This is a genomic window from Planococcus sp. MSAK28401 (genome assembly GCF_018283455.1).
Classification (GTDB): domain Bacteria; phylum Bacillota; class Bacilli; order Bacillales_A; family Planococcaceae; genus Planococcus; species Planococcus alpniumensis.
The window spans coordinates 748,656-774,725 of sequence record NZ_JAAMTH010000001.1 but is presented as its reverse complement, the minus strand read 5'-3'; the positions used below and the strand labels follow the sequence as shown (position 1 = coordinate 774,725).

Below are 26,070 nucleotides of genomic sequence, written 5' to 3'. Positions count from 1 at the left end.
TTATATCCCCCTACACAACCATTCGCTTTACGTCAGTTCAAAGACGTCCACCAACAATAGCGTCACTGCCCCGATTAACGTGGCGTCGTCGCCAAGCTTAGTAATTTCCACTTGCGTCCGGCTTGCCGATTGCGTCAATGCAGACGCCTGAATCGTTTCACGGATCGCCGGCAGGATGAATTGCTGTGCTTTGGAAACGCCGCCGCCCAATACGATTTTTTCCGGATTGACGATATGGATCAGATTGGTCAGCCCAACGCCCATCGCCCTTCCGGCTTGTGTCAGTACCTCGATGCAGGCTTCATTGCCGCCCAGCGCTTGTTCGAAAACTTGCTCCGCACTCAGTGATTGCGCTGTTTTCTCGCTGATGTTCCGCGTGATTGCGGGTCCCGCGACAAAGGTCTGCAGGCAGCCGCGGTTGCCGCATTCGCACACCTGACCGTTCAGATCGATTGTCATATGGCCGATCTCCCCAGCGATATCGGAGGAGCCATGATATAGCTTTCCGCCGATGATCATCCCTGCACCCACGCCACGGCCGATATTGACTGCAAGCATGCTCTCGAGTTCACCATGATCGCCGAACCAAAACTCCCCAAGCGCCATGGCGCGTGCATCGTTTTCTACTTTCACTTCCAGGCCGAACGTATTCTCGAGCTCTTCTTTGATCGGGATATCGGTGAGCCCTAAATTCGGTGCCACCAGTGACATCCCCGTCTCGACATCCACCACCCCGTGCATGGCAACTCCGATGCCGACGACGTCTTTGCCTGTCGTTTTCACCAGGCAGTCTTGGATGCAGCGTTTCAAGGCGTCGAGAAACTTTTCATTATCGGTCGGCAATTGCAATTGGGTTTCGGATCTTTCAAGCACTTTTCCGGAGAGATCCGCCACGATGCATTCGATCGAATCCGGGCCGGCATCCACTCCGAGAATGCAAAAAGCGCCGTGATTGATGACCAGCATCGTCGGTTTGCGGCCACCTTGGGACTGGCCGATATCGCTTTCTTCGACAATGTTCTGGTCGATCAATTCTTTTACATTGCTACTCACTGTCGGACGAGTCAAGTTGGTCTCGCGCGCAATCTGCGCCCTGGAGATTGGCCCTTGCGTTCTGATTTTATTTAGGATGATCGATTTGTTCATCGATTTCATCCATTGAAAGCTGCCTTGGCGCATGCTGATTCCTCCGTTTTTAAAGTTTTCAGTTTCTTTATTGAATAGTTTAACAAAATACCATATACTTATGTTAATTAAATTAATTTACAAAGTATCGGAGGGACATGATGACACAGCCAGATTTGCTGCAAAACTACCAGGATATCTTTCAGACCACTGACACCCCGCGATCTTTTTTCGCGCCCGGCCGCATCAATTTGATCGGTGAACATACCGATTACAATGGTGGCCATGTGTTTCCAGCCGCCATCTCACTCGGCACTTACGCGATTGCTCGAAAGCGCACCGACCAAACATTGCGTTTTTATTCGATGAACTTTTCGGATACCGGAATCATCGAGTGCACACTTAACGATTTGTCTTTCAATTCCGATCACGACTGGGCGAACTTCCCGAAAGGCATGATCCACACATTTATCGAAAATGGTTTTTCGATTTCTTCGGGCATGGATATCTTATTTTATGGAGATATTCCAAATGGTGCCGGCCTCTCCTCTTCCGCTTCCATTGAAATGGCGACAGGAGTGGTGCTAGAAGAGCTATTCGATTTGGAGATCGAGCGCCTGCAGATGATCCGCCTGGGGCAAAAAGTTGAAAACGATTACCTCGGCGTCAACAGCGGCATCATGGACCAGTTCGCTATTGGCAAAGGTAAAAAAGACCACGCGATGCTGCTGGATTGCCAAACGCTGGAATTCAGTTACGCACCGGTCGAATTGAACGGCTATGAAATCGTCATCATCAATTCCAATAAACAGCGGACGCTCGCCGCATCCAAATACAACGAACGCCGCAGCGAATGCGAACAGGCTTTGATGGATTTGCGGACAGAATTGCCGATCGATAGCCTCGGCGAATTGACCGGCGAACAATTCGAGCAGCACAAGCATTTGATCGCAAACGACATCAACCGAAAACGCGCCAAGCACGCTGTCTACGAAAATGAACGGACCGTGCGTGCGCTCAGCGAACTGCAGCAAGGCCATATCGAAGCGTTCGGAAACTTGATGAACGCCTCCCACGTCTCGCTTCGTGACGATTACGAAGTTACGGGCGCGGAACTTGATAAAATCGCGGAAACGGCATGGGGCCATCCCGGTGTCATCGGCGCACGGATGACCGGGGCAGGATTTGGCGGCTGTGCGATTGCCATCGTCGAGCAGGCGCAGATCGACAATTTCAAAAAAAACCTGACGGCTGTCTATAGCGAAGATTTCGGTTATCCCCCATCGTTTTACGAAACGAAAATCTCTGACGGGGCAAAAGAGCTAGTAGAGGAGTGGCAATTATGAGTGTATTGGTATTAGGCGGAGCCGGCTATATCGGTTCTCACGCGGTTTATCAATTAATCGACCAAGGCATGCAAGTCGTGGTCGTCGATAATTTGGAGAATGGGCACCGGCAAGCGGTCCACCCGGAAGCTATTTTTTACGAAGGCGATATCCGGGACGCGGACTTCTTGGATAGCGTATTCGAAAATGAGTCAATCGACGAAGTGCTTCATTTTGCTGCCAACTCCCTGGTCGGCGAATCAATGGAAAATCCGTTAAAGTACTTTGACAATAACGTATACGGCACACAAGTACTGTTGCAGGCCATGACAAAACACGGCGTCAAGAACATCGTCTTTTCTTCGACGGCCGCCACTTACGGCGAGCCAGAAGCCGTACCGATCACCGAAACGATGCCGACGCAGCCGACCAACACTTACGGCGAAACCAAGCTGACGATGGAAAAAATGATGAAGTGGACGTCCGTGGCACATGAGTTAAAATTCGTTTCCTTGCGTTATTTCAATGTAGCGGGCGCACGGGCGACAGGCGAAATCGGAGAAGATCACCGTCCTGAATCTCATCTCGTACCAATCATTTTGCAGGCAGCCCTCGGACAGCGTGAGGAAATCACCGTTTTCGGTGACGATTACGACACCCCGGACGGCACGTGCATCCGCGACTACGTCCATATCGAAGATCTCGTCAACGCCCACTTGTTGGCACTTGAATACTTACGGAACGGCGGAGAAAATGATGTCTTCAACCTCGGCAGCAGCCAAGGGTTCTCGGTCAATGAAATGATTTCTGCCGCGCGTTCTGTCACCGGCAAAGACATTCCTGTCAAAATCGGGCCGCGCCGGGCAGGCGACCCAAGCGTTCTTGTCGCCAGTACAGAAAAAGCGACACGCATTCTCGGCTGGAATCCAAGCCATACTTCGGTGACGAAAATCATTGAAGATGCCTGGAACTGGCATTCCGCTCATCCTGCAGGCTACGGAGAAGAGGTTAAGCTATGATTCACCAAACGCTTGCCGGACTCATCCATAAAGCCTTGGCAACTGGATTGATCGAAGGGGACGATATCGATTATGCCCGCAACCAGGTGCTGCACTTGCTTGAACTGGACGCCTTCCCGGAAGAAGCTGTCGAGCCAACAGACGACAGCATCCCCAATTTATTGGAAGAGCTCATCGACTACGCAGTTGAAAACGGCGTCATCCAAAATCTCTTGGATGACAAGGAAATGCTGTCGGCGAATATCATGAACTGCTTCGTCGCCAGGCCTTCCGCCATCAATGCCGCGTTCAACGACAAATACGCGGAGTCGCCAATCGCTGCGACCGATTATTTTTACGAATTGAGCCAAAACAGCAATTACATTCAAATGAACCGGATCCGAAAAAATATTTCCTATAAGCACGCCAGCCCTTACGGCGAGATGGACATTACGATCAACTTGTCCAAACCGGAAAAAGACCCGGAACAAATCAAACGTGAACGCGAAATGAAGCAAACGCTCAGCTACCCGAAATGTTTATTGTGCAAGGAAAATGAAGGCTACGTGGGGCAGATCGGCTATCCGGCACGCGCCAACCACCGCGTCGTCAATATTCCGCTCACCGGGGAAAATTGGTATTTCCAATACTCGCCTTATGTCTATTATAATGAACATAGCATCCTTCTATCCGAAGAACACCGCGACATGAAAATCGACCGCGGCGGCTTTGAACGATTGCTGAAGTTTACAGAACAGTTCCCCCACTACTTCGTCGGTTCGAATGCCGATTTGCCGATTGTCGGCGGGTCCATCCTGAGCCACGACCATTACCAGGCGGGCCGTTACGAATTCGCGATGACGCGCGCTGAAGATGCGTTTACGTTCCACTTGGATTCATTCCCGGACATCCGGGCATCTGTCGTCAACTGGCCGATGTCGGTCATTCGCTTGAGAGGCGGAAACATCGACGAACTGGTGGATGCCGCAGATGAGATTTTACAGATTTGGAAGCAATATTCGGATGAAGCGGCGGACGTCATCGCCTTCACCGGGGATACGCCGCACAACACCATCACACCGATTGCCAGAAAACGCGACGGGCTGTTCGAAATCGATTTGGTGTTGAGAAACAACCGTACGACACAGCAGCATCCTGCGGGGATTTTCCATCCCCATGCAGATGTCCATCACATCAAAAAAGAGAATATCGGCTTGATCGAAGTGATGGGGCTCGCGGTGCTGCCGCCTCGCTTGAAACAAGAACTGGAACAAATCCAGGAATTCCTGCTCGGCGAAACGAATCGTGTAGAACCCGCGCATCAGGACTGGGCGGAGCAATTAAAAGCACAATCCGGTCCAATCGCGAACCGCGAACAAGCCGAAGCGCTCGTGCGGGAAGAACTGGGCAAGAAATTCGTCCGGATCTTGGAAGATGCCGGCGTGTTGAAAGAAACTCAGGCATTCAAGCGATTTATCCATGCCGTTAATGAACAAAGAGCAGAAACCATTTAACCGCAATTACACAAAGCACTTACATACATGGGAGGGATTTATATGGCAGGCTTAAACTTAATGAATATCCGAAAAGAATACGAAAAAGGGGTCGTGTCCGTTCAGGACTTCAATCTGGAAATCCGCGACAAGGAGTTTCTCGTACTTGTTGGCCCTTCAGGCTGCGGCAAGTCCACTACTTTGCGGATGATCGCAGGCTTGGAAGAAATCACCGAAGGCGACTTGTACATCGGCGACAAACGCGTCAACGACGTTTCGCCAAAAGATCGCGATATCGCGATGGTGTTCCAGAACTATGCACTGTATCCGCATATGAGCGTCTACGACAATATGGCGTTCAGCTTGAAGCTGCGCAAAATGAAAAAAGACGAGATCAAGACGCGCGTGGCAAACGCCTCGAGCATTCTCGGCCTTGATGATTATTTGGACCGCAAACCGAAAGCGCTCTCAGGCGGACAGCGCCAGCGTGTCGCTCTCGGGCGTGCCATTGTGCGCGATGCTGAAGTATTCTTGATGGATGAGCCTTTGTCCAACTTGGATGCCAAACTGCGCGTACAGATGCGCACGGAGATCCAAAAATTACATCGCCGCCTGCAAACAACGACTGTCTATGTTACGCATGACCAAACAGAAGCGATGACAATGGCGACTCGCCTCGTTGTCATGAAGGACGGCTTTATCCAGCAAGTCGGCTCGCCGAAAGAAGTATACGACAAGCCGGACAATATGTTCGTCGGCGGTTTCATCGGCTCGCCGTCCATGAACTTCCTGCGCGGGAAAATCGTTGGCGATTCGTTCGTCATGGGCGATGTCAAAGTGCTCGTCCCTGAAGGCAAGCTTGCGACACTGCGCGACCAGGGCTATAAAGACAAAGAAATCGTCTTGGGCATCCGTCCGGAAGACATCCACGATGAACCTTTGTTCCTCGAACATTCACCGCATACGAAAGTGAAAGCTTATGTAGAAGTGGCGGAGTTGATGGGCTCGGAGATCATCTTGTACTCGAATGTGAACGAACAGGATTTTGTTGCGCGCGTAGATGCCCGCTTCAATGTAGAATCCGGCCAGACGATTGACATGGCCTTCGATATGAATAAAGCCCATTTCTTCGACAGCGAATCGGAATTGCGCATTAAATAAAAGGAAACCCGGCCAAAGTTCTGGCCGGGTTTTTCTGTATGTAGAGAAACTCAGGAAACCGTATTTTCCGAAGCTTATCGCTCGCTTTCCGTGGGGCGGGAATCGAGCCTCCTCGTCACTGCGTTCCTGCGGGGTCTCTCAAACCCGCTAGTCCCACAGGAGTCGAGCGAACGCTTCTCCAAATACTCAGACAGGTCATTGACTTCTAAGTGTAGAAAAGGTTAACATCTTTTTTATTTCAAAGCGGATTATAGAATTTTTCAACTGAGCGGTTTTTCCCAAAAATTTTCAACAATAAAAACCCATGCACCCGCCCCTCCACCGTTGGATTGATTTCCAATAGCCGGGCGCTGTGCATGGGTTTTTGTTTGTTTCTATTACAACTGCTTATGCTTTCGCTAAGATGAAGACGCCTTTGGCTTCGAGTTCCACCGTGCCGCTCAATTGCTGGGCAGACAATAGTTCCTTGTACTGGCTGTCTTTCAAGTCGATCGATTCTGCTTTATTGTTGTGGTTCAGTACGAACAAATACGTCTGGCCGTCTTTGACGCGTTCAGTCGTTTCGACGCCTTCCGGTACGGAAAGCAAGGGCTCGACGCCTGCTTCTTCGCATACTGTTTGCAGGAAATCGACCAAGAACTCTGCGTCCGGGCTCGATGCCACATACCAAGCTTTTCCTTTTCCGAATTCGTTGACGGTGAGGACCGGCATGCCTTGATAGAAATCAGAGCCGTATTCAGCGACTGCTTGCGCGCCTTCTGTGTGGATCAAGTCGAACAGCAAATTGCAGGAATAGCTGCCGCTTAAACTTCCGCGAGATCCGTTCATGACGATTTCATTCGTTTCGTCCGGATGCAACGCGTCAATTTCCTCCGCCCAAATGCCGAGCACTTTGCGCAATTCGCCCGGGTAGCCGCCGAGTGTCACGATATCGGTTTCGTTGACGATGCCGCTGAAGAAGGTCGTGATGAAGGTGCCGCCGTTTTCGACGAAGCGCTCGACTTTTGCTGCGTAGCCTTCTTTCACCATATACAAGACCGGCGCGATGACGACATCGTATTGGCTCAAGTCTTCTTCGACGCCGACCATGTCGACTTGGACGTTCAATTTATACAACGCGTCGTAGTATTTATGGACTTCATTGACATAATCAAGCGACACGGATGGACCGCTCGACAGCTCTGTCGCCCAGCGGTTTTCCCAGTCAAAGACAATCGCCACTTTGGCGTTGACCCGCGCATCGAGCAAAGTATCGCCCAACTGGTTGAATTCACTGCCGATTTGCGCCACTTCGTTGAAGACACGCGTATTTTCGTGCCCGACGTGTTCAATGACCGCTCCGTGGTATTTCTCGCAAGCCCCGACCGAACGGCGCAGTTGGAAATAAAGAATCGTATCCGCCCCTCGGCCGATTGCCTGATAGCTCCACAAACGCATAACGCCCGGGCGCTTCAAGGAGTTGTACGGCTGCCAGTTTTGCTGGCTCGGCGTCTGCTCCATCAGCATGAACGGCTGTCCGCTCTTCAAGCCGCGCATCAAATCGTGCGTCATCGCCGTATAGCTGAACGGCGTATCGATCGCTGGGTAGTTATCCCACGACACGACATCCATTTCTTTTGCCCATTTGAAATAATCGAGCATCGGATAGGTGCCCATCAAGTTCGTCGTGATCGGAATGTTCGGCGTATGCTTGCGGATCGCGTTGTATTCGAGCTTATAGCAATCAAGCAGGCTGTCCGATTGGAAGCGGCGGTAATCAAGGGAGATTCCTTGGAAGTCTGAGACGTTGTCTTCGCGCTCTTCGCTGAGGATATTCGGCGCGACGATTTCGTCCCATTCGTAGAATGTGTGGCCCCAGAATCCGGTATTCCACGCTTTGTTGAGCTTTTCAAGCGTGCCGTACTTATCGCTCAGCCACACACGGAAAGCGTCCTGGCAATTGTCGCAATAGCAATAGCCGCCGTATTCATTGGACACATGCCAAATCAAGACCGCCGGATGGTCTTTGTAGCGCTCGGCTAGTTTGTCGGCGATTTTCTCGGAATACTCACGGTATGTCGGGCTGTTCGGGCACGAGTTGTGTCGGCTGCCGAATTTGCGTTTTCTGCCGTAGAAATCAACGCGCAACACGTCGGGGTATTTTTTCGCCATCCACGCAGGATGCGCCGCGGTGCTTGTCGCGAGGCATGTGTAAATGCCATTTTCGTACAAACGGTTGATTTTGTCGTCCAACCATTCGAAATTATACGTATCTTCATTCGGCTGATTGAGCGCCCATGAAAAAACGTTCAAGGTCGCGACGTCGATACCAGCCAGTTTGAACATGCGCACATCTTCGTCCCAGATTTCTTGTGAATCCCATTGTTCCGGGTTATAGTCCCCGCCGTGCCAAATCTTCGGCAATTTATCGTTGATCATTTGATTCCATCCCTTCTATAATAACCATCACTCAGCTAAGCTTCGGCTCATCCAGCAATTGGATTTGATCCGTCGTTGTCTGTTCCAGTTCCAGTACGACGATTTCGTTGTGTTGTTTTTTCAATAACGGGCCTGGCAAGTATAGGCGTTGCTGCGGACCGGCGGTGTTCCAATAACGGCCGAGGTTAAAGCCGTTGATGAAGACATTGCCTTTCGTAAATCCGGGCGTGTCGACATACGTATCCAAGCCTTCTTCGGCATCAAACGAGCCGCGGAAGAATTTCGGGAAGCGCGGGTCTTCTCCCGTTCCGTAGCTTTCCGGCAACTGCTCGAGTTCCACTTTGAACATGTCCCAGTGGAAGAAATACTGCTCGCCGAGCCATAAATTGTTGACCAAGCCTTTCGGGTCGGTCAAATGCTCTCCGTAATTGGCGCGCCCCATATTTTCCACAAGAATCTCGAGCGTGTTCACCGCTTCCGGGAAATCCAGTGTCAGCATTTTTTCCTCGTCGTTGATATACGTCGTTGCCACATGGCGGCCGTTGATGTAAATAAAGCCGCGGTCGCGGATGTCTTTTGAGCTGACTTTCAGTTCGCCCCGCCGGTTGACGGTCGTCCGGTACAGCGTGTAGCCGTAAGCCTGGCCAATATCTTCCATTGAAAGCGGCACAATATGCTCGACTTTCTCGCTGATGTCTTTTAGAACATCGAACAAACTGGCCGATTCGGTCAGCGTGACAGTTCCGTACGCTTTCGCAGAGACGCTCTCCTCGAAATCGGCTGGTACTTCCCGATACTCACGCAACACTTCTTTAACCGCCTTGTATTTTTCCGTAATCGCCCCGCCTTCTGTCAGCAAACTGTCGTAATCATAGCTGGTGATCGTCGGATAGTAGATATCGTAATGGTTCGCGCCGTTCATGAAGCCGAAGTTCGTGCCGCCGTGGAACATATAGAAATTGACAGAAATATTCTTTTCCATGATTTCCTTGAAGACCGAAGCGACATCGTCCCCGCTCCGTACGGTATGTTCCCCTGACCAGTAATCAAACCAGCCGATCCAAAACTCGGCCACCATTTTCGGCGAATCCGGTTTGAAGGCATCGAGTGCTTTGAATGACTCGTCCACACGCGACCCGAAATTCAAGGTCGTTGTCACATCCGGCATCGAGCCTTGCGTGATAAAGTCCGGACCGTCTGAAGTGAACAAGAAGGTATCAAGTCCATGTTGTTCGTATTGCGCTTTAAAGAAATCGAGGTATGCCGAATCATTGCCATATGCGCCGTATTCGTTTTCGATCTGCATAGCGATGACCGGGCCACCGTTTTGGTATAGATGCTTAGTGAATTTCGGCAGCAATTCCGCAAAATAATCTCCCACATGCCCGAGAAAAGCCGGATCGCTGCTTCGCAACACCAAATTTTTGTCTTTCATCAGCCAAGACGGCAAACCGCCCATTTCCCACTCTGCGCAAATATACGGCGCCGGGCGCAAGATGACATACAACCCTAAGCGATGTGCCAGCTCGATAAAGCCTTCGATATCCGCCATTCCGGAAAAGTGGAATTGGCCTTTTTTCGGTTCATGGAAATTCCACGGGATATAGGTTTCGACTGTATTCAGCCCGAGCGCTTTTAATTTCTGCAAGCGGTCTTCCCATTGTTCCGGCACAGTGCGGAAATAATGCATGCCACCTGACAATATTTGGAATGATTCTCCTTCAAAATAAAACGATCCATTTTTAGCAGTCAGCACATCGACGCCTCCTATGTAAGATTCCGCAAGGAGGTTAAGCTTTGCGGAACTGTTCAGTTACACTCGCGTTAATTTATAAATAATAGAAGAAAAATCAGAAGGATGTTGATTTTGGCGGTAACGATTGAGCTGCAGGCCTGCTCCCATCAATTCATCCCCGTAAAACGTATCGTCGATCCCATCGATGGCGTATTCGAATTCGGGGTTGAGCCCTTTGAAGAATGCGCGTGCATATCCTGGGTTCGGTTTGGCCAACACTTGGTAATAGCCGAATATCGCTTCGCTCTGGTCATCTGACACGACCATCCAGCTCGTCACGTTGCCATCTTCTGCGAACGGACTTGCTAGCCGGTAAAATTGTCCTTGTTGGATGAGCGAACGGTTTTCTTTGTAGAAAGCGATTTGCTCCGTAACGATGGCTTTGTCTTCATCGCCCATCTTCGTGACATCAAGTTCATAGCCGAATGTGCCAAAATACGCGACATCCGCCCGCGTCTTCAGGCTCGTGATGCGTCCCACTTGATGATTCGGCACCGCAGAGACATGAGCGCCCATCGAGCTGATCGGATAGACCATTGACGTGCCGTATTGAATTTTCAAGCGTTCGACCGCATCGGTGTCATCACTCGTCCACCCTTGCGGCGCGTAATGGAGCATTCCTGGGTCGAAGCGGCTGCCGCCTCCTGCACAGGATTCGAACAAGACATCCGGAAATTCCGAAGTCAATCGTTCGTACAATGAATACACGCCGAGGATATAGCGGTGTGCGACTTCACGCTGGCGATTCGCCGGCAATTCCAATGAACCGATTTCAGTCATATAGCGGTTCATGTCCCATTTCACATAGGAAATCGGCGCATCGCGCAGTACGCCGGCTACCAAGCCGTGGATATAATCCACCACTTCCTGGCGGGAGAAATCCAATACGAGTTGATTGCGGCCGTGCGAGCTTTTGCGATTCGGCACATGGATGATCCAGTCCGGATGCGCTTTGTACAATTCGCTTACTTTCGAGACCATTTCCGGTTCGAACCACAAACCGAATTTCATTCCCAAATCGGTAATGTTTTTCGCCAATTGACTGATGCCGCTCGGCAATTTGCGCTTGTCTTCAAACCAATCGCCGAGAGACGTCGTGTCCGCATCGCGCTTGCCGAACCAGCCGTCGTCCAGCACGAACAGCTCCACACCCAATTCCTTGGAAGACTTCGCGAGTTCCAAGATTTTCGTTTCATCGAAATCAAAATACGTTGCTTCCCAGTTATTGATCAACACAGGGCGTTCCCGGTCGCGCCATGTTCCGCGCGCCAAGCGGTTTCGGTAAAGCTTATGATAAGTCTGGCTCATATCGTTCAAGCCATCCGCTGAATAGACCATCACCACTTCCGGCGTCTGGAAACTTTCGCCGCTTTCCAACAGCCAATTAAAATCAAACGGGTTGATGCCGATCATCAAACGCGTCACGTCGTAATGGTCGACTTCCACTTGCGCCAGAAAATTGCCGCTATAGACCAAACTCACGCCATACACTTCGCCGTGATGTTCGGTAGTCGATGGGCGTTTCAGCGCCAGGAATGGGTTTTGCTGGGCACTGCTCGTGCCTCTTGTGCTGCTGATGCTTTGAAGGCCTGGCACCAATTTGCGGTTTTTGATATGACGCTCCCTCACCCATGCACCGGACAATTGCACCATCTCGAAATCCGAATCCGGCAAATCGATGCTGGCACTCATTGCTCTCGTCAAATTGACGTCTCTTTGGCCGTGATTAATAAAGCGGGCAGAGCGAGTGATCGCGTTCAGTTGTTCAAAGACGCTATAGGACAGCTGGATTTCCACATCGATCGCTTCGTCGTACAAAGAAATCTCCAAGGTGGTAGCTTCTTCGTCTTGCTCGACATATGTCGCGGGCAAGCCAGCGAGCTTGTTTTTCCCTTGATTGATGGTGTGATTTTGATAGACGAAGTTTGTGATGCGGCTGCCGCCTTGTTGCAGCACCTGATACGCCGGCTCGCGGAAATCCGTCGTTCCGTATGCTGGGTATTCCTGTTTGAGAATATCGAGCGAAAACACCAAATCGCCTTCGTAAACGCAAGCGGTATTCGGCATTTCCTCGATATGAAACAAGCGCTCGTACGAGTCCCGGTGACGCAGTTTCTTACCGTAATACAACTGGCCGAGCTGTTCATTTTTCAGGATGTTGAAAATATAGCTGGTCTTCTCGGTTTGCAGATGAAACTCACGTGTGGCGTCGTTATATAAAATCGGCACAATTTACCTCCCGTATCGGCTAAGTTAATAGTTTTGCAGTGACGATATTCCGCAAAACAGCTGCGCTTTCCGGCAGGCGTCTACGCTGTTTTTGCTCCATATCTGAAGTTCGAGTAGTTGGAAAGTAGAGTTGCTTTTCTTTAATGCATTCATTAGCGCCGGCGCGTCCACGGGCTAGGCGAAGCAAGAAGACAGGTGATTTTCCTGGCTTCTTGCGGGAGCCATGCCCCAAGCGGCCGAAGCGGCGTTCAAGGCAACACGTCTTTAACTAGTGATATGTCCCATTAAACTAACTTTCATTTAACCCTTAACCGAGCCCATCATGCCTGCAACAAAGTGCTTCTGCATGAGGAAGAACACAAGCGCGGTCGGCAATGTTGCGATGACGATGGCTGACATGATGACACCGTAGTCTGGCGAGTAGCTCGATCCGAGATTCGAAATCAATAGCGGAATCGTCCGTTTTTCAGGCGACTGCAAAATGACCAATGGCCATAAGTAGTTATTCCAGCTGTTCATGAAGGCAATGATCGCCGCAGCTGCGTAAGTCGTTTTCATCGTTGGCACGTAGATTCGGAAAAAGACGCCGATCTCACTCAAGCCATCGATGCGCCCCGCTTCCACCAAATCTTTCGGAAACATCTTGGTATTTTGGCGGAAAAAGAAGATGAAGAACGCCGTTGTCGCTGTTGGCAAAATGACCGCGCCGAGCGAGTCGATGCCGATAAGCGGTGCCGTTTCACTGATGCTGCCGAACATGCGGTACAAAGGAATCATGATCGCCGCAAACGGAATCATCATCGACAACAGCAAAATGGTGAAGACGATGTCTTTTCCTTTGCTGCGGTGGATTTCAAACCCGTAGCCCGCAAGCGATGCCAACAACAGCGTCAAGAAAGTCGTGATGATCGCGATAATGGATGAATTGATCAAAGCTGGAACGATATCGACGGTCGCAAAAAGGGTTTTAAAGTTTTCGATTAAATGCGTTCCTGGAAGTAAACGCCCTTGCGTCACATCGACCGATTTATTGGTGATGCTGGTGAGCATCCATAGGAATGGGAAAATGGAAACAATCGCCGCGACACTGAGAAACGTATAGATGAAGATTCGTTTTAAACTGTTCATTTTTTCTCACCCGCCACTCTGAATTGGATAATTGAAAGGATCACCACGAGAATTACGATGACGTAGGAAACAGTTGATGCGTAACCGAAGTCAGGCGTGTATTCAAATGACAAGTTGTAAATGTATTGCGAAATCGAAATGGTCGCATTCCCAGGGCCGCCGTTGGTGATGTTGACGATTTCGTCAAAGATCTGCAACGTACCGATCGTTGACGTAATGGACGTGAACAAAATGATCGGCTTGAGCATCGGAACCGTAATTTGGAAAAATTGCTGGAACGAACTGGCGCCATCAATTTTGGCAGCTTCGTAAATGGATTTGTCGACGTTTTGCAATGCCGCCAAATAGAAGATCATATTATAGCCTGTCCATCTCCAGGTAATGGCCAAAATGATGACCACTTTCGCCCAAAACGGGTCAGCCAAGAAATTGACCGTCTCGGAGATAAAGCCAAAATTCAGCAAGAATTGATTGATGATGCCATCGATGCCAAACAAGTATTTAAAGACGACCGAATAGGCAACGAGTGATGTGACACACGGCAGGAAGATCGCAATCCTGAAGAAGCTTTTGAACTTCAGTTTCGGGTCATTCAGTAATACGGAGAAGAATAGCGCCAATACGATCATTAACGGGACTTGGATCAACAAGTAGATCGTCGTATTGGTCAGTGCTGCGATAAAAGTCGGGTCACCGAACAGGCGGCGCCAGTTATCGAGCCCTACATATTCCAGGTTCGCGCCCATTCCGGATTGGAAAGACAACAGGAACGCTTGAACCATCGGGTAAAAGTTGAAGATGGTGATGGCGAGGATCGAGACAATGATAAACAGCCAACCCACTTTTTTCTTGAAAAAGACACCTGTTTTTTGGCGCCTGCTTTCTTCGTATTTCGTACGAACCGGGAGATCCACTTCGGCTTTTTTTGTTCCTAGCTGGCTCATGCTTTTCATTCCTCCTATAAAAAAACCTTGAGCTGTGCCCAACTGGTAAGTGATAAAGCACTTCTACCAGTTCGTCGGCGTCAACTCAAGGCTTCATTTATTTCCGATCAATTATTTGAGTTGTGCTTCAGCTTGCCCTTGGACATTTTCAAGTACTGTATCCAGTTCTGCGCCGTTCAAATAATCTTGCATTCCAGTCACCAGGATATCTTCAATCGCGTACGTGTGAAGGCCATAGTTAACTGCTGGAATTTCGTCTGTCCATGTAGAAAGATCTGTGATGAGCTGCTGTCCGCCGAAGAATTCATCTTCCACTGCGTATGCATCCCCTTCAGCTGCCGGTGAGTAAGTCCCAAGAGCGCCGATGTCTTCTACAAGCGTTTGATACAAATCAGGATTTGAACCGAATGTGTTCAAGAGGAAGTCTGCTGCTTGTTCTTTGCCGTCCACATTCAACACATACCATGAGCTGCCGCCTAGGTTGGACGAGTTAACCGCGCCTTCCATATCCAAGCGAGGCATTGGAACAACTGCCCAGTTACCGGATTGGTCAGCTGCTTGCTTGACGCTTGGCGTGATCCAGTTTCCTGTTGGCACACTCGCTACTTCGCCGCTGTTGAAGGCGCCGACAAATTGGCTCCAGTCAGAAACGATTTTCGCGATGTCCGCATCCATCATTTCTTTGTATGTTTCAAAACCGGCTTCAAGTGTTTCGTTTCCTGCAATGTTCGGTGTCGAACCATCTTCTTCCACATACCAAGATCCGTTTGTCTGGATCATCATGCGCACTTGCGCCAAATCGTTCGGATCCAAAGTCAGCATGTTCTTGCCTGTTGCTTCTTTGACGTCTTTCCCGATTTCGATGTATTCCTGCCATGTGATGTCAGTTACGTCTTCAACTGAGTAGCCGGCTTCTTCCAAATAGTCTGTACGGACGTAGAGTGCTGCTACGCCTGAATCGAACGGCAATCCGTATTGCTCGCCGTCATAGCTGGTTGTAGCAATTTTATAATCTGCGAAGTCGTCAGAATTGATGACGTCCGTCAATGGATGGAAAGCATCCGGATAAGCTTGTAGGAAGCTTTGTGCACGGTAATCTTCAATCAAGACAATGTTCGGCATGCCGTTTGTTGTCCCTGAGCTGAGCCCCGTATTGAGTTTTTGGATAATATCGTCTTGTGCATTTTCAATGATGTTCACTTCGTAATCGCCGTCGCCATTGTACGCTTCTTTTGCGTTTTCAAGAGCTGCAATGTTGAAAGCTGGATCCCAAGCCCATGCTGTAATCTCGTCTACGTCAGCTGAACCTTCTGATCCACTGCCACCGCTCGCCTCTTCATCCCCAGAAGAACAAGCTGCTAACGCGGCCATGCTCGCTGCCGCCAAAAACATAAGATTAAACTTCTTCATTTGAAATCCCCCTTTTTGTAAGCGCTTAACTTTTCGCCTTGTAAACAGTATAGCGGCCAAAAAAAAAAGATTGTTAGCACAATCTTTAGGTGTTCTATTCGAAAATTTTTAGACATTTCAATTTTCTCTCTTTTTTCTTGTACTATTATTAGGTTCTTGGAATTTCGTTGGCTTTTGGTGAACAAATAAATCAGAGATAGAAAAATAGAATTTTAAAATCGCTTCAGGTGGGCGCTTTCCGGTCCACAGGGTGTGGATCATGCAGCTGGCGTGACAGGACGTCGCGATGCCAGCTGCCAGGACACGGCTTCAGCCGCTTCCCTCGCTTACGCTCAGTCCAGGGTCTTCAGCTCGTGCTATTTCCGCAGGAAGCGAATCGTGCTTGGCAGGATTCGTTTGCGACGCAGCAGCGCAGCGATGTAGGAGCACCTCTTTGCTCTTCGCCACCTTCCGCTCTTTCGGATGAACTATTGAATAGATATGTAGCAAAATAGCGCAGACTCCTTGGGGAGCAGAAACGGAGGTGGCTTTCCAACTCCGTTTCGACGAAGTGCTGAAATCCATTCGGGCGTTTAGCCCGAATTAGTTCAGCGCAAGCCCCCAGGAAGCGAATTAGTGAAGCGGAGCTGAGCCAATTCGTTTGCGATGCTCGAACAGAGTGAGAGTAGAGCAAAGCTTTTCAGCTGTTTTGGGGAATATCGCTTATAAAGAAATCTAAAAAATTCATTCAACTTACACCATGACTTTCTGAAGCGGCAATTCCACTTTGACTTTGGTGCCTTCGCCTTTGACGCTTGAGATGTCTACGCCGTATTGTTCGCCGTAAAGCATCTGGATGCGTTCGTGGACATTGCGGATGCCGATGCCGCTGAACAGGTGGCGTTTTTCCTTGATATCTTCTTTCGTGTGGTCGCCTTTGATTTCCATGCCATCGCCGTTATCGACGATTTCGCACAACAAATTGTCGCCTTTTTGAGCCACTAGAATTTGCACAAAGCCTTGTTTTTTCTCATTGAAGGCATGGAAAAACGCATTTTCGATAAAGGGCTGCAGGATCAATTTCGGCAATTGGCAATCCAGGCAATCCGGCGAAATGAAGAAATTCACTTTGATGCCATCGCCGTAACGCGATTGGTTGATCAACACATAGTTTTTCAAATCCGCTATTTCCTGCTCCACGGTAATGGTCTGTTCGACATTGCTGAGCGCATTTTGCAGCAGCGCAATCAAGGCGTGGATCATATCGGTCGCTTGCTCTTTTTTGCCTTGCTGGATCATGAACTTGATCGACGCCAAGGTGTTATAGATAAAATGCGGATTGATCTGGTGCTGCAGCGCCATCAATTCAGCGCTGCGCTGCTTTTGCTGGGCCTGTATCGCCAAATCCACGTATTCCTGTAATTCATTGAGCATGGCGTTGAAGGCATTGGCGATTTTCTTCGCTTCGTAGCCACCGGTTTCTGCAACCGGCACGTTGAAATCGTGTTTTGCCATGGTCGAGATTTGCTTGACCAGGCGGCTGATCGAATTGGTCATGCGCCGCGAAATGATAAACACGACGATGACCGCGAGCAACACGATGCCAAGGCTGATCAGCAGGATTTCCCTCGTATTGATGAGGTTGGCGAGCACCGCGTCTTTGTCGACAAGATTAACCAAATACATATTATAAGTCGGCAAGTATTGCGCCATCAGCATATAATCCTTGCCGAACACTTCGACGTCTTTGTATTCCAGCCCCTCATCGTCCACTTCTTTTGCGAGGGCCATCAACTCGGGCGCTTCTTGGCCGATCATCGCCTCTTGATTGCCAGAAACGATTTTCCCTTCAGCATCGACCAGCATGACTTCGTTTTCTTCGCTCGTATAGCCTTCGTAAAATTGCTTGAGCTGCGCTTCGCGGATTGGGAAGTATAAGACGCCGTAAATCTCGCCGGTCGATCGCTCCATCAATGCTTTTGTCGCGACAATCATCGGCTCATCTGCGAACGATGTGGACGGTATAAACTGATAGATTATCCGGTTAGGCCGATTAATCGTGTACTGCGAAATCGGGTGGTTGCGCAACGCTTCCCACGACACCGGCCAATTTGTGTAGTTCACATTATACAAGCGCTCGTTGTTGCCGAGCACGATCATATTGGCATCATACGACTCGACGGTCCGATAAATGCGCTCGATCTGCTCACTGATATCGTGATAAGAGCTATAGGTTTCCAAAGTAGTGGCGTCCGTTTGTGTCAGCACCCGTTTAATCGTGCCGTTGTTTTGTACTTCATTCGTGGCCGCAACGATCGCAAAGCTATAGTCTTCGAACTCGTTTTCGATCTGTTCCAAAGCTTTCGTGTTCGAAATGCTGAAAGTGTCCATGAACAAATCGGACGACATGCGGATCGAACTGAACGTGATCAATAAGGAAACCGCCACGATGCTGATGACCATGATCAGGAACATTTTGATGAACAAGCTGTTATTTCTTAAGATGCGAAAGGCCTTTTTCTTCATGTTCATTGCGGGCTTGGAGCTCCTTTCGATAGCTGCCTGGAGACATCCCGGTTATGCGCTTAAACACTTTGCAATAATAGCTGTGCTCCGAATAACCGACCATGCCGCTGATATTAGAGATGGATACCGTGCTGTTTTCCAATAATTCCATCGATTTCTTGATGCGCACACGGTTCAAGTATTCGCTGAAGCCTTCTTTATGGTGCGTACTGAAATAAGACGACAAGTACGACGCATTAAAGTGGAAATGGTTGGCGATTTCCGACAAACGCAGCGGCTCGGTGTAATGAAGTTCGATATATTCAAGGATCTTATCAAGGTTATTGGATTCGCTCGCTTTATCCCCCAAATGGATAATTTCCTTTGTTTCTTCGAGGAACTCACGGAGCAAGCCTAAAGCTTCATTGATATCGGCAGCTTCGTTGATTGTCGAGAAATAGCTGTATTTTTTCTGTTCGAGCTCTTCGGTGTCGTATTTCATGGCATCCAATAATACGACGATGTTGAAGACGATATTGCCCAAAAACGACTTGAACTCAAAGCTGTCATTGTTGTAGCGCCCAGACAAATAGTCCACATGGTTTTCCAGGTAAGTGAACGCTGCATTGAACAGCCGGTCCTTGAACATCTCGATAAAATGATTCAAATCGAAAGTCGCTTGTTTTTCATTTTCCTGAGGCAATTCACCAAAGATGAACAGCTTGTCTTCCGGCAAATAAAATGCATATTTCTTCATCTTCGCGCAGCCTTCATCGTGCGCTTTCTTTAAACCTTCGATGGCATCGACCGGCTCGCACATCATCCATGCGGCCTCTGGCAAGCGAGCCGCCTGCTGTTTGATGGCTTGTTTAATGGTATCCAGTTGATGCGGATGGAAATTCAGCAGCAACAGCGCATCGGCATCGCTGGAATTCAAGGCGAGAATCGGCATTTCTTCCAGCATGGAGCGCTCCAAAGCCGTTTTCAGCTGGAGCGGATCGACGCTTTTTCCGCGGATCGCCACCAAAACGAAGTCGCTGTTCGGCAGAATGTCGGATAGTCCGTCCCGTTCGACAGGCAAATGATAGCCTTGAATCACGCCTTCCAACATCTCTTCTGTCGTTGGTTCGGCCTGCGCCGCCGAAACACAATGCTGCAGGCCCGGAATGCGGTTCACCACACGGTTTAATATTTTCAATAGCTCAGGGCCGTTGAGTTTCGGCTTTAAAATATAATCGGCAACGCCGTTCTGGAACATCGACCGGACGTATTCGAAGTCTTCGAAACTGCTCAGCACAATAAATTCGGTGTCAGGAAACTCCATCTTTCCTTCTTTCACCAAATCGATGCCATCCATGATCGGCATGACGATGTCCGTGATGACGATATGCGGTGCAAATTCTGCAATCAAGCCCATCGCTTCTTTGCCGTTCGAAGCTTCTCCAACAATTTGAAAGCCTTCCTGTTCCCAGGCAATATAATTGATGATCCCCTGCCTGATCAGCATCTCGTCGTCGACAATCAGGACCTTGCACACTTCTCCCATGATTTTACCCCCATCATATGAAACTCTTTGGTACATTCCGAGCCCTTACGCCATCCCTCTCTGCTTGGCACGCTCGACCTGCCCATCTCCGTGGCAATTCTCTGAATCCTTTTCTTGTTGATATGTTACCACCTTTTGAGCGCATTGGGATAGTTCCCAAGTTCTGACTCTCGGTAGAAGGTGACATCTGAATGAATTGTGTCGTGCACAGGGACGGTTTCATACCTACATCCACTCTCCGCGCGTTTTCAGTGCTCTAAATTGTGTCGTGCACAGGGACAACCACAGAGTTTTTTCTCTTTTTCGCTAGGTCTTGTCACCAGTCTGCTGTAGAATAAAGCAAAACTTATTTCGCGTTCAATATGATACCGAGCAATCAAAGGAGCATGAGTAGCCATGAAAAAAGCCCAATTGAAAAATAGAATCGATGTTGCAAATAAACGAAAAAAAGCGGACTTGGTTATTCGCCATGCATCCATCGTCAATGTCTACACGAAAAGCTTGACGGCTGGTGATGTGGCAATCACTGACGGCGTGTTCGTCGGAATCGGAGACTATGAAGGCGTGCAGGAAATCGATGCCACCGGAAAATTCATCGCGCCCGGCTTGATCGATGCCCATGTCCATATCGAGTCGTCCATGGTGACGCCGCAACAGTTCTCACAAGTCGTGCTGCCACACGGCGTAACGACAATCATCACCGACCCGCACGAAATCGCCAATGTCAGCGGAACGGCGGGACTTGAATTCATGTTGAAAGATGCAGAGCAGGCCATGCTCGACATTAAAATGATGCTGCCGTCCTGCGTTCCGGCAACGCCTTTTGAAAACGCTGGCGCCCGGCTGTCCGCTGAAGACCTGGTGCCTTTTGCCAGTCGCGATTCAGTGCTCGGTTTGGCGGAAGTGATGGATTTCCCCGCGGTGCTTCAAGGAGACGAGGCGATGCTCGATAAACTACTGCTGAGCCGGCAGATCGACGGCCACGCAGCAGGCCTCACCGACAATGACATCAACGTCTATGGCACCGCGGGCATCTTGACGGATCATGAATGCGTAACGAAAGACGAAATGACAGCCCGCATCGAACGCGGCCTGTACGTCATGCTGCGCGAAGGTTCGGTCGCAAAAGACCTGCACGCGCTGCTTGAAGGCGTGACCGAACAAAACGCTCATCGCTGCTTATTCTGCACCGACGACAAGCATCTCGATGATCTAATCGAAGAAGGCAGCGTCGATCATAATATCCGGACAGCGATCCGCTCCGGAATCAACCCCATCACCGCCATGTCGATGGCGACGCTGAACGCTGCCCAATGTTTCGGGCTGCACCAAAAAGGCGCTATCGCTCCCGGATACGACGCGGATTTTATTATGCTCGATAATTTGGAAGAATTCACGATTGCGGAAGTCTATAAAGGCGGGCAATTGGCGGCGAAAGACGGCCGCTACGCAGGACCCATTCAAGAAGATAACGAAACGGCAACTGTGCGAGACACAGTGAGCATTGCCGGACTGTCCACAGAAAATCTGCAAATTCTGATGGAGACGAATGCGAGCGCCCATGTCATCGGCATCAACCCGAACAAATTGATTACCGAACATTTAATTGAAAAAGTACCAGTCGCCGGCGGATACTTTGTTTCGGATGCAGCGAGCGATCATTTAAAAATCGCCGTCATCGAACGCCACCGGGCGACTGGCAATATCGAGCTCGGCATCGTCAAAGGGCTGGGCCTCCAAGACGGCGCCATCGCCACAACCGTAGCGCACGATTCCCATAACATCATTGTGGTCGGGACAAATGATGAGGATATGTTGGCGGCAATTCGTGCACTGCAAGAGCTACAAGGCGGGCTAGCCGTGGTCCAAAACGGCAAAGTCTCGGCCAGTTTATCGTTGCCGATTGCCGGATTGATGTCCGATAAACCTATCCCCGCTGTTTACAATCAGCTCAAGGCAATTGACCAAGGCCTCCTGCAGATCGGCGCCCCAACGCATTTCAACGCCTTCCTGACTTTGTCGTTTCTGTCGCTGCCGGTCATTCCCCACCTGAAACTGACCGATCGCGGATTGTTTGATGTCGCGAGCTTCCGGCATATCGAGGTAGTGGTGCGGGGAGAGTAGTCCCTGTGCACGACACAATTCAAATGCCGATGATCACTCCAGAAAGTTGGCATAACTGTATTTCCGTGTTGGGCGTTGCTGTTTTTGCCCCTGTGCATGACACAATTTAAGCGAAAAAGGAACGCAGCTACCGGATGTATCCCGGCACTGCGTTCCTTTTTTAAATATGGAAATAAAAGATAAATTGACTTTTATTTCATTTATTTATACTATAATGACAAACGAATTGGCCAGCATTTAATTGGTCCTTTGCGGAGGAGAATGCTAATTGATATTAGATCTATTGACTATCTTTTTCATTTTATTGCCGATTTCCATCCTGATCCACGAACTCGGACATGCTCTACCGATCGTCTTATCGACAAAATCTGGTGAGGCGAATATTTTTCTGGGCACGCCGCATAAAGAAAATAAGTTGGCATTCAGCATCCACAAGTTTCATTTTTACCTTGGATTGGGATTATCAGGTTTTTGTTTAATTTCCAACTATAAAGACATCCCTCCCTTATCAAACGCACAGAGACTCTTAGTCGATGCTTGCGGCCCGTTGTTTTCTCTTATTGCCGGGACGCTGGCTTATGGCTTGTCTATTAGTGCTTCAGGAAGCTTTCAATATGCTTATCCGTTTGCTGCGGTCAATTTCTGCCTGTTTCTCACGAGCGTAATTCCCGTTACATATCCAGGGTTTTTCGGCGCATTGTCGGGCTATCCATCCGATGGCCTGCGCATCTATCAAAATATCCGCGGTAAGGTCAGCGATAAAACGATTGGCTAAAAAGTCTTTTTATTGTTTCTGTGTCCCTGTGCACGACACAATTCTACTCATAGAAAATGAGCGGCAATATTGATTTGACTGCGGTCGTTACTGTTTGATAAACGTATTTGCCCCTGTGCACGACACAATTTAATTTCAACACCACAACACAAAAATGCATGAAGAACTTCCCCCTAATATCGGGAATATTCTTCATGCATTTTTTGCTAGTATTATATTTTGTACTGGAGGTTCAAGCGTAGGACAGTCAGTGCACAATAACCACATTCCCTTTTTTCATCCCGCTCTCCACGTAATGATGCGCCTGAGCTAACTCTTCAAGTGGAAAAGTACGATCAATGACCGTCGTGAGCTTTCCTTTTGCAGATAAATCGACTAAATAGCGCAAGTCACCGGCTTTGTAATCCGCTACACCCACAAACACTTTCCCTGCACCTTTCTTTCTCCCACTAAACTTCCGTAGGACTTGGCCAAGGCTTGGATTGCCAATTAAGTAAATGCCTGTTGGTTTCAACGAACCCATGGCTTGTGAAAACGTATTTTTCCCTACAATGTCAAAGATGACGTCATAAGTTTCGCCACTAGCCGTAAAATTTTCCCGCTCATAATCAATAACCTTGTCCGCTCCGATTGATAAAAGCATGTCTAGTTTTTCCTGCCGGTCGATCGCTGTCACTTCAGCTCCTGCGTGTTTCGCGAGCTGGACAGCGATTGTGCCGATGCTGCCGCCCGCTCCGAGAATCAATACTTTTTGCCCGGCTTGAATATTAGCTTTCCGCAGAAAAAATAAAGCATTCATCCCGCCTGTCGGAATCGTTGCGGCCTGCTCATAATCCAACTCTTTAGGCATGTGAACGATCGCATAACGTTCTGGCAAACACACATACTCGGCGTTCGCACCGAGTTTCATCCCGGTCGACCCGACTACACGGTCGCCTTTCTTGAAGTGTTTCTGGCTTTCGCCGACCGCCTCCACCACACCGGCAAATTCCTGCCCCAACACTTTCATTCTCGGCTTACGGACACCGAACAATAAACGCATTGGAAGATGCAAATATAGAGGAAAAGTAAAGCTGCGCATCTCGCAATCCCCTGCAGTGACAGTAGATGACAGGACTTTGATGCTGATTTCGTTGGCTTTTGGCAGCGGTTGTTCAAGCTCCTGCAGCTCTAGCCTATCCGGAGTTCCATAACGCGTGCAGACCATCGCTTTCATGTGTCTTCTCCCCTTTTCTACAATTTGGCCATGTCTTCCTCAAGCCTCATTACTATGGCTTGCATGGTTCCCTTGCATTGGATCGACTTTGGAATGTTCAATGACCAGCAGGGGATGGGACTCCATCCAACTAGCTGCCAATCGGATACTTCATTACTTCCACTTCGATGCCGCCTATTCCTGCCCTAGGCTAGATGGATAGCTGTTGAATTGTGTCTTGCACAGGGACGCGCCCCGACTATACACGGCAGAAAAACCAGCAACGCCGCCATTTCTGTCTGAGCGAATTGTGCCATGCACAGGGACATCAGGACAATAAAGGAATTCTGTTGCGGTATTTCTCCACAAGTCGGTGGTTATGGCCATCTGCGCCATCAATATTGCCACTTAAAAAAACAGGCGGTTCGAACCCTTCGTCTGCCATCAGGGCTATCGCTTCAGCGAAGACGGCGTTCAAGATGGCGGCTCCCGTCACAGTTGACGTAGGGCCGAACGGGACTTTTACTTTGGCATCTGAAAGGATGGCGTCTCCGGCGACAGAATGGTTGTCTATGGCAAGATCGACAGAGTTATATAAATGTTTTCCGCTGCTATGCCGGGAAGGCTGGCTTTGTGAATATGCCAGGGAAGTCAGCCCGATGACATACACGCCATTTTCACGCGCATGATGGGCCACATCCACTGGCACCGGATTTCGGCCTGAAGTGGATAATACAATCAGCACATCTCCAGGACGAAAATCTTGTTCCGCTAGAAAACTCGCGGCGTAATCCGGCTGCCGTTCCAATTGCGAGGAAGTGACGGCGCCTTCATGAAGCATCAGCGGTTCTATCAATATCGGCTTGATTGGCACCAATCCGCCCGCGCGGAAAAACACTTCTTCCGTTAAGATATGCGAATGCCCGCAGCCGAATAGCTGGACGATATTGCCCTGCTTTATGGCTTCGGCCACTTTTCGTGCCGCTTCGGCCATATTCTCTTTTTCACATGCTTCAATCGCTTGGAGCTTTTCTTTTATTTTTTCAAAGTACGCAGTTAACATTTATCCCAGCTCCCTGCTTATTCAAATAGCCAGTGGCTTATCAGTTCCTTCAGACAACTCGTTTTCCCCACTTATGCCACTTCGGTTTGCTCCACAGAATGGGGGCCACTGAATTCATTTTCTTTAACGCTTAATTTCGGTAATGAATTTATAGCGGTCTGCGCGGTAGATGCTGCGGACCACTTCAAAGGGCTGCCCGTTCGTTAAGTAACTGGCTCTTTCTATGAGCAGGATGGCCGAGGGAACATGGATCTGAAGCAGTTCCGCATCCTCCTGTTTAACGAGTGCCGCTTCCATGCGCTGCTTTGCATGGCTGATCATCAATTGTTGCTCCTGCTCAATTAATAAATAGAGAGAGCCTTTCAACGCTTCTTTGCTGAGCTGGGGAAAAAGTTTGATCGGAAGGTACGTCTTTTCAAGTGCCATCGGCTTGTCATCTGCATAACGGATTCTCTCCACATAAAAAACCTTTTCGCCGCTTTGCAGCTGAAGCTCTTTTGCGATGTCCGGGCTGGGAGTCATTTTTTCGAAACGAATCAGTCTATTGCCAGGGACCATGCCGCGTGACTGCATGTCTTCGGTAAAACTGGTCATGCCGATCAGCGGCTGTTCAACTTTCGGCGAAGCGACAAACGTGCCCCGCCCTTTTTCACGGTACAGCAACCCGTCGTTCACCAAATTAGTGATGGATTGACGGACGGTCATGCGGCTGACCTTGAAAAGCTCCGTCAGTTCGCGCTCAGAAGGAATGGCGGCCCCTACAGGAAACTCGCCCCGCTCTATGCGGCTCTTCAATTCCTCTTCGATTTGGACATACATCGGTATCCGTGATTGCTTGTCTAGCAAAAGATTCACCG

The 26,070-nt window shown here is 49.4% G+C and carries 18 protein-coding genes; 6 read left to right on the top strand and 12 right to left on the bottom strand.

Features of this window, described 5'->3' with window-relative positions:
- Positions 1-27 precede the first annotated feature (27 nt).
- Positions 28-1,179, bottom strand: a complete 1,152-nt coding sequence (locus G3255_RS03940; RefSeq protein WP_211653385.1) for an ROK family transcriptional regulator — start codon at positions 1,177-1,179, stop codon at positions 28-30.
- A gap of 104 nt (positions 1,180-1,283) precedes the next feature.
- On the opposite strand from G3255_RS03940, the gene G3255_RS03935 reads away from it, so the two are divergent.
- From G3255_RS03935 to G3255_RS03920, 4 genes are read left to right on the top strand one after another with little or no spacing between them, the layout of a single operon-like run.
- Complete coding sequence (locus tag G3255_RS03935) at positions 1,284-2,471, top strand: galactokinase (RefSeq protein WP_442757070.1); 1,188 nt, start codon at positions 1,284-1,286, stop codon at positions 2,469-2,471.
- A complete protein-coding gene (gene galE / locus G3255_RS03930; protein ID WP_211653383.1) occupies positions 2,468-3,469 on the top strand; it encodes a UDP-glucose 4-epimerase GalE in 1,002 nt (333 codons plus the stop codon). The genes G3255_RS03935 and galE overlap by 4 nt, the downstream gene beginning before the upstream one ends.
- A complete protein-coding gene (galT, locus tag G3255_RS03925) occupies positions 3,466-4,962 on the top strand; it encodes a UDP-glucose--hexose-1-phosphate uridylyltransferase (RefSeq protein ID WP_211653382.1) in 1,497 nt (498 codons plus the stop codon). The genes galE and galT overlap by 4 nt, the downstream gene beginning before the upstream one ends.
- A gap of 42 nt (positions 4,963-5,004) precedes the next feature.
- Positions 5,005-6,102 carry an ABC transporter ATP-binding protein gene (locus tag G3255_RS03920; protein WP_211653381.1) on the top strand — a complete coding sequence of 366 codons (1,098 nt, stop codon included), beginning with the start codon at positions 5,005-5,007 and terminating at the stop codon, positions 6,100-6,102.
- A gap of 387 nt (positions 6,103-6,489) precedes the next feature.
- Here the strand turns inward: G3255_RS03920 and G3255_RS03915 are convergent, their stop codons facing one another.
- The 8 genes from G3255_RS03915 to G3255_RS03880 form a co-directional block, all read right to left on the bottom strand.
- Entirely contained in the window at positions 6,490-8,520 is a 2,031-nt protein-coding gene (locus G3255_RS03915) for a beta-galactosidase (RefSeq protein ID WP_211653380.1), read from the bottom strand.
- A 31-nt stretch (positions 8,521-8,551) separates the two neighbouring features.
- Positions 8,552-10,276 carry a glycoside hydrolase family 35 protein gene (locus tag G3255_RS03910; protein ID WP_349291413.1) on the bottom strand — a complete coding sequence of 575 codons (1,725 nt, stop codon included), beginning with the start codon at positions 10,274-10,276 and terminating at the stop codon, positions 8,552-8,554.
- Positions 10,277-10,333: 57 nt separating this feature from the next.
- The gene (locus G3255_RS03905; protein WP_211653379.1) at positions 10,334-12,544 is read right to left on the bottom strand and encodes an alpha-galactosidase; all 2,211 of its coding nucleotides are present in this window, start codon (positions 12,542-12,544) and stop codon (positions 10,334-10,336) included.
- A gap of 300 nt (positions 12,545-12,844) precedes the next feature.
- Positions 12,845-13,672, bottom strand: a complete 828-nt coding sequence (locus G3255_RS03900; protein ID WP_211653378.1) for a carbohydrate ABC transporter permease — start codon at positions 13,670-13,672, stop codon at positions 12,845-12,847.
- Positions 13,669-14,616: a carbohydrate ABC transporter permease gene (locus G3255_RS03895; RefSeq protein ID WP_211653377.1), complete on the bottom strand. Its 948-nt coding sequence runs from the start codon at positions 14,614-14,616 to the stop codon at positions 13,669-13,671. Before G3255_RS03895 ends, G3255_RS03900 begins: the two co-directional genes overlap by 4 nt.
- A 111-nt stretch (positions 14,617-14,727) precedes the next feature.
- The gene (locus G3255_RS03890; protein ID WP_211653376.1) at positions 14,728-16,026 is read right to left on the bottom strand and encodes an ABC transporter substrate-binding protein; all 1,299 of its coding nucleotides are present in this window, start codon (positions 16,024-16,026) and stop codon (positions 14,728-14,730) included.
- Positions 16,027-16,758: 732 nt separating this feature from the next.
- Positions 16,759-18,537: a sensor histidine kinase gene (locus tag G3255_RS03885; protein WP_211653375.1), complete on the bottom strand. Its 1,779-nt coding sequence runs from the start codon at positions 18,535-18,537 to the stop codon at positions 16,759-16,761.
- Entirely contained in the window at positions 18,497-20,056 is a 1,560-nt protein-coding gene (locus tag G3255_RS03880) for a response regulator transcription factor (RefSeq protein ID WP_211653374.1), read from the bottom strand. The genes G3255_RS03885 and G3255_RS03880 overlap by 41 nt, the downstream gene beginning before the upstream one ends.
- Positions 20,057-20,452: 396 nt before the next feature.
- Between G3255_RS03880 and ade the strand changes: the two genes are divergently transcribed.
- On the top strand, positions 20,453-22,180 hold the full coding sequence (gene ade, locus G3255_RS03875; protein ID WP_211653373.1) for an adenine deaminase: 1,728 nt from the start codon (positions 20,453-20,455) through the stop codon (positions 22,178-22,180).
- A gap of 268 nt (positions 22,181-22,448) precedes the next feature.
- Positions 22,449-22,955 carry a zinc metalloprotease gene (locus G3255_RS03870; protein ID WP_211653372.1) on the top strand — a complete coding sequence of 169 codons (507 nt, stop codon included), beginning with the start codon at positions 22,449-22,451 and terminating at the stop codon, positions 22,953-22,955.
- Positions 22,956-23,202: 247 nt separating this feature from the next.
- Here the strand turns inward: G3255_RS03870 and G3255_RS03865 are convergent, their stop codons facing one another.
- The 3 genes from G3255_RS03865 to G3255_RS03855 all read right to left on the bottom strand — a co-directional run bounded on the left by G3255_RS03865 (position 23,203) and on the right by G3255_RS03855 (position 26,059).
- The gene (locus G3255_RS03865; protein WP_211653371.1) at positions 23,203-24,171 is read right to left on the bottom strand and encodes an NAD(P)-dependent alcohol dehydrogenase; all 969 of its coding nucleotides are present in this window, start codon (positions 24,169-24,171) and stop codon (positions 23,203-23,205) included.
- Between the two features lie 307 nt (positions 24,172-24,478).
- The gene (locus G3255_RS03860) at positions 24,479-25,213 is read right to left on the bottom strand and encodes an SIS domain-containing protein (protein ID WP_211653370.1); all 735 of its coding nucleotides are present in this window, start codon (positions 25,211-25,213) and stop codon (positions 24,479-24,481) included.
- 123 nt (positions 25,214-25,336) lie between these two features.
- Positions 25,337-26,059 carry a GntR family transcriptional regulator gene (locus tag G3255_RS03855; protein ID WP_211653369.1) on the bottom strand — a complete coding sequence of 241 codons (723 nt, stop codon included), beginning with the start codon at positions 26,057-26,059 and terminating at the stop codon, positions 25,337-25,339.
- Positions 26,060-26,070 lie beyond the last annotated feature (11 nt).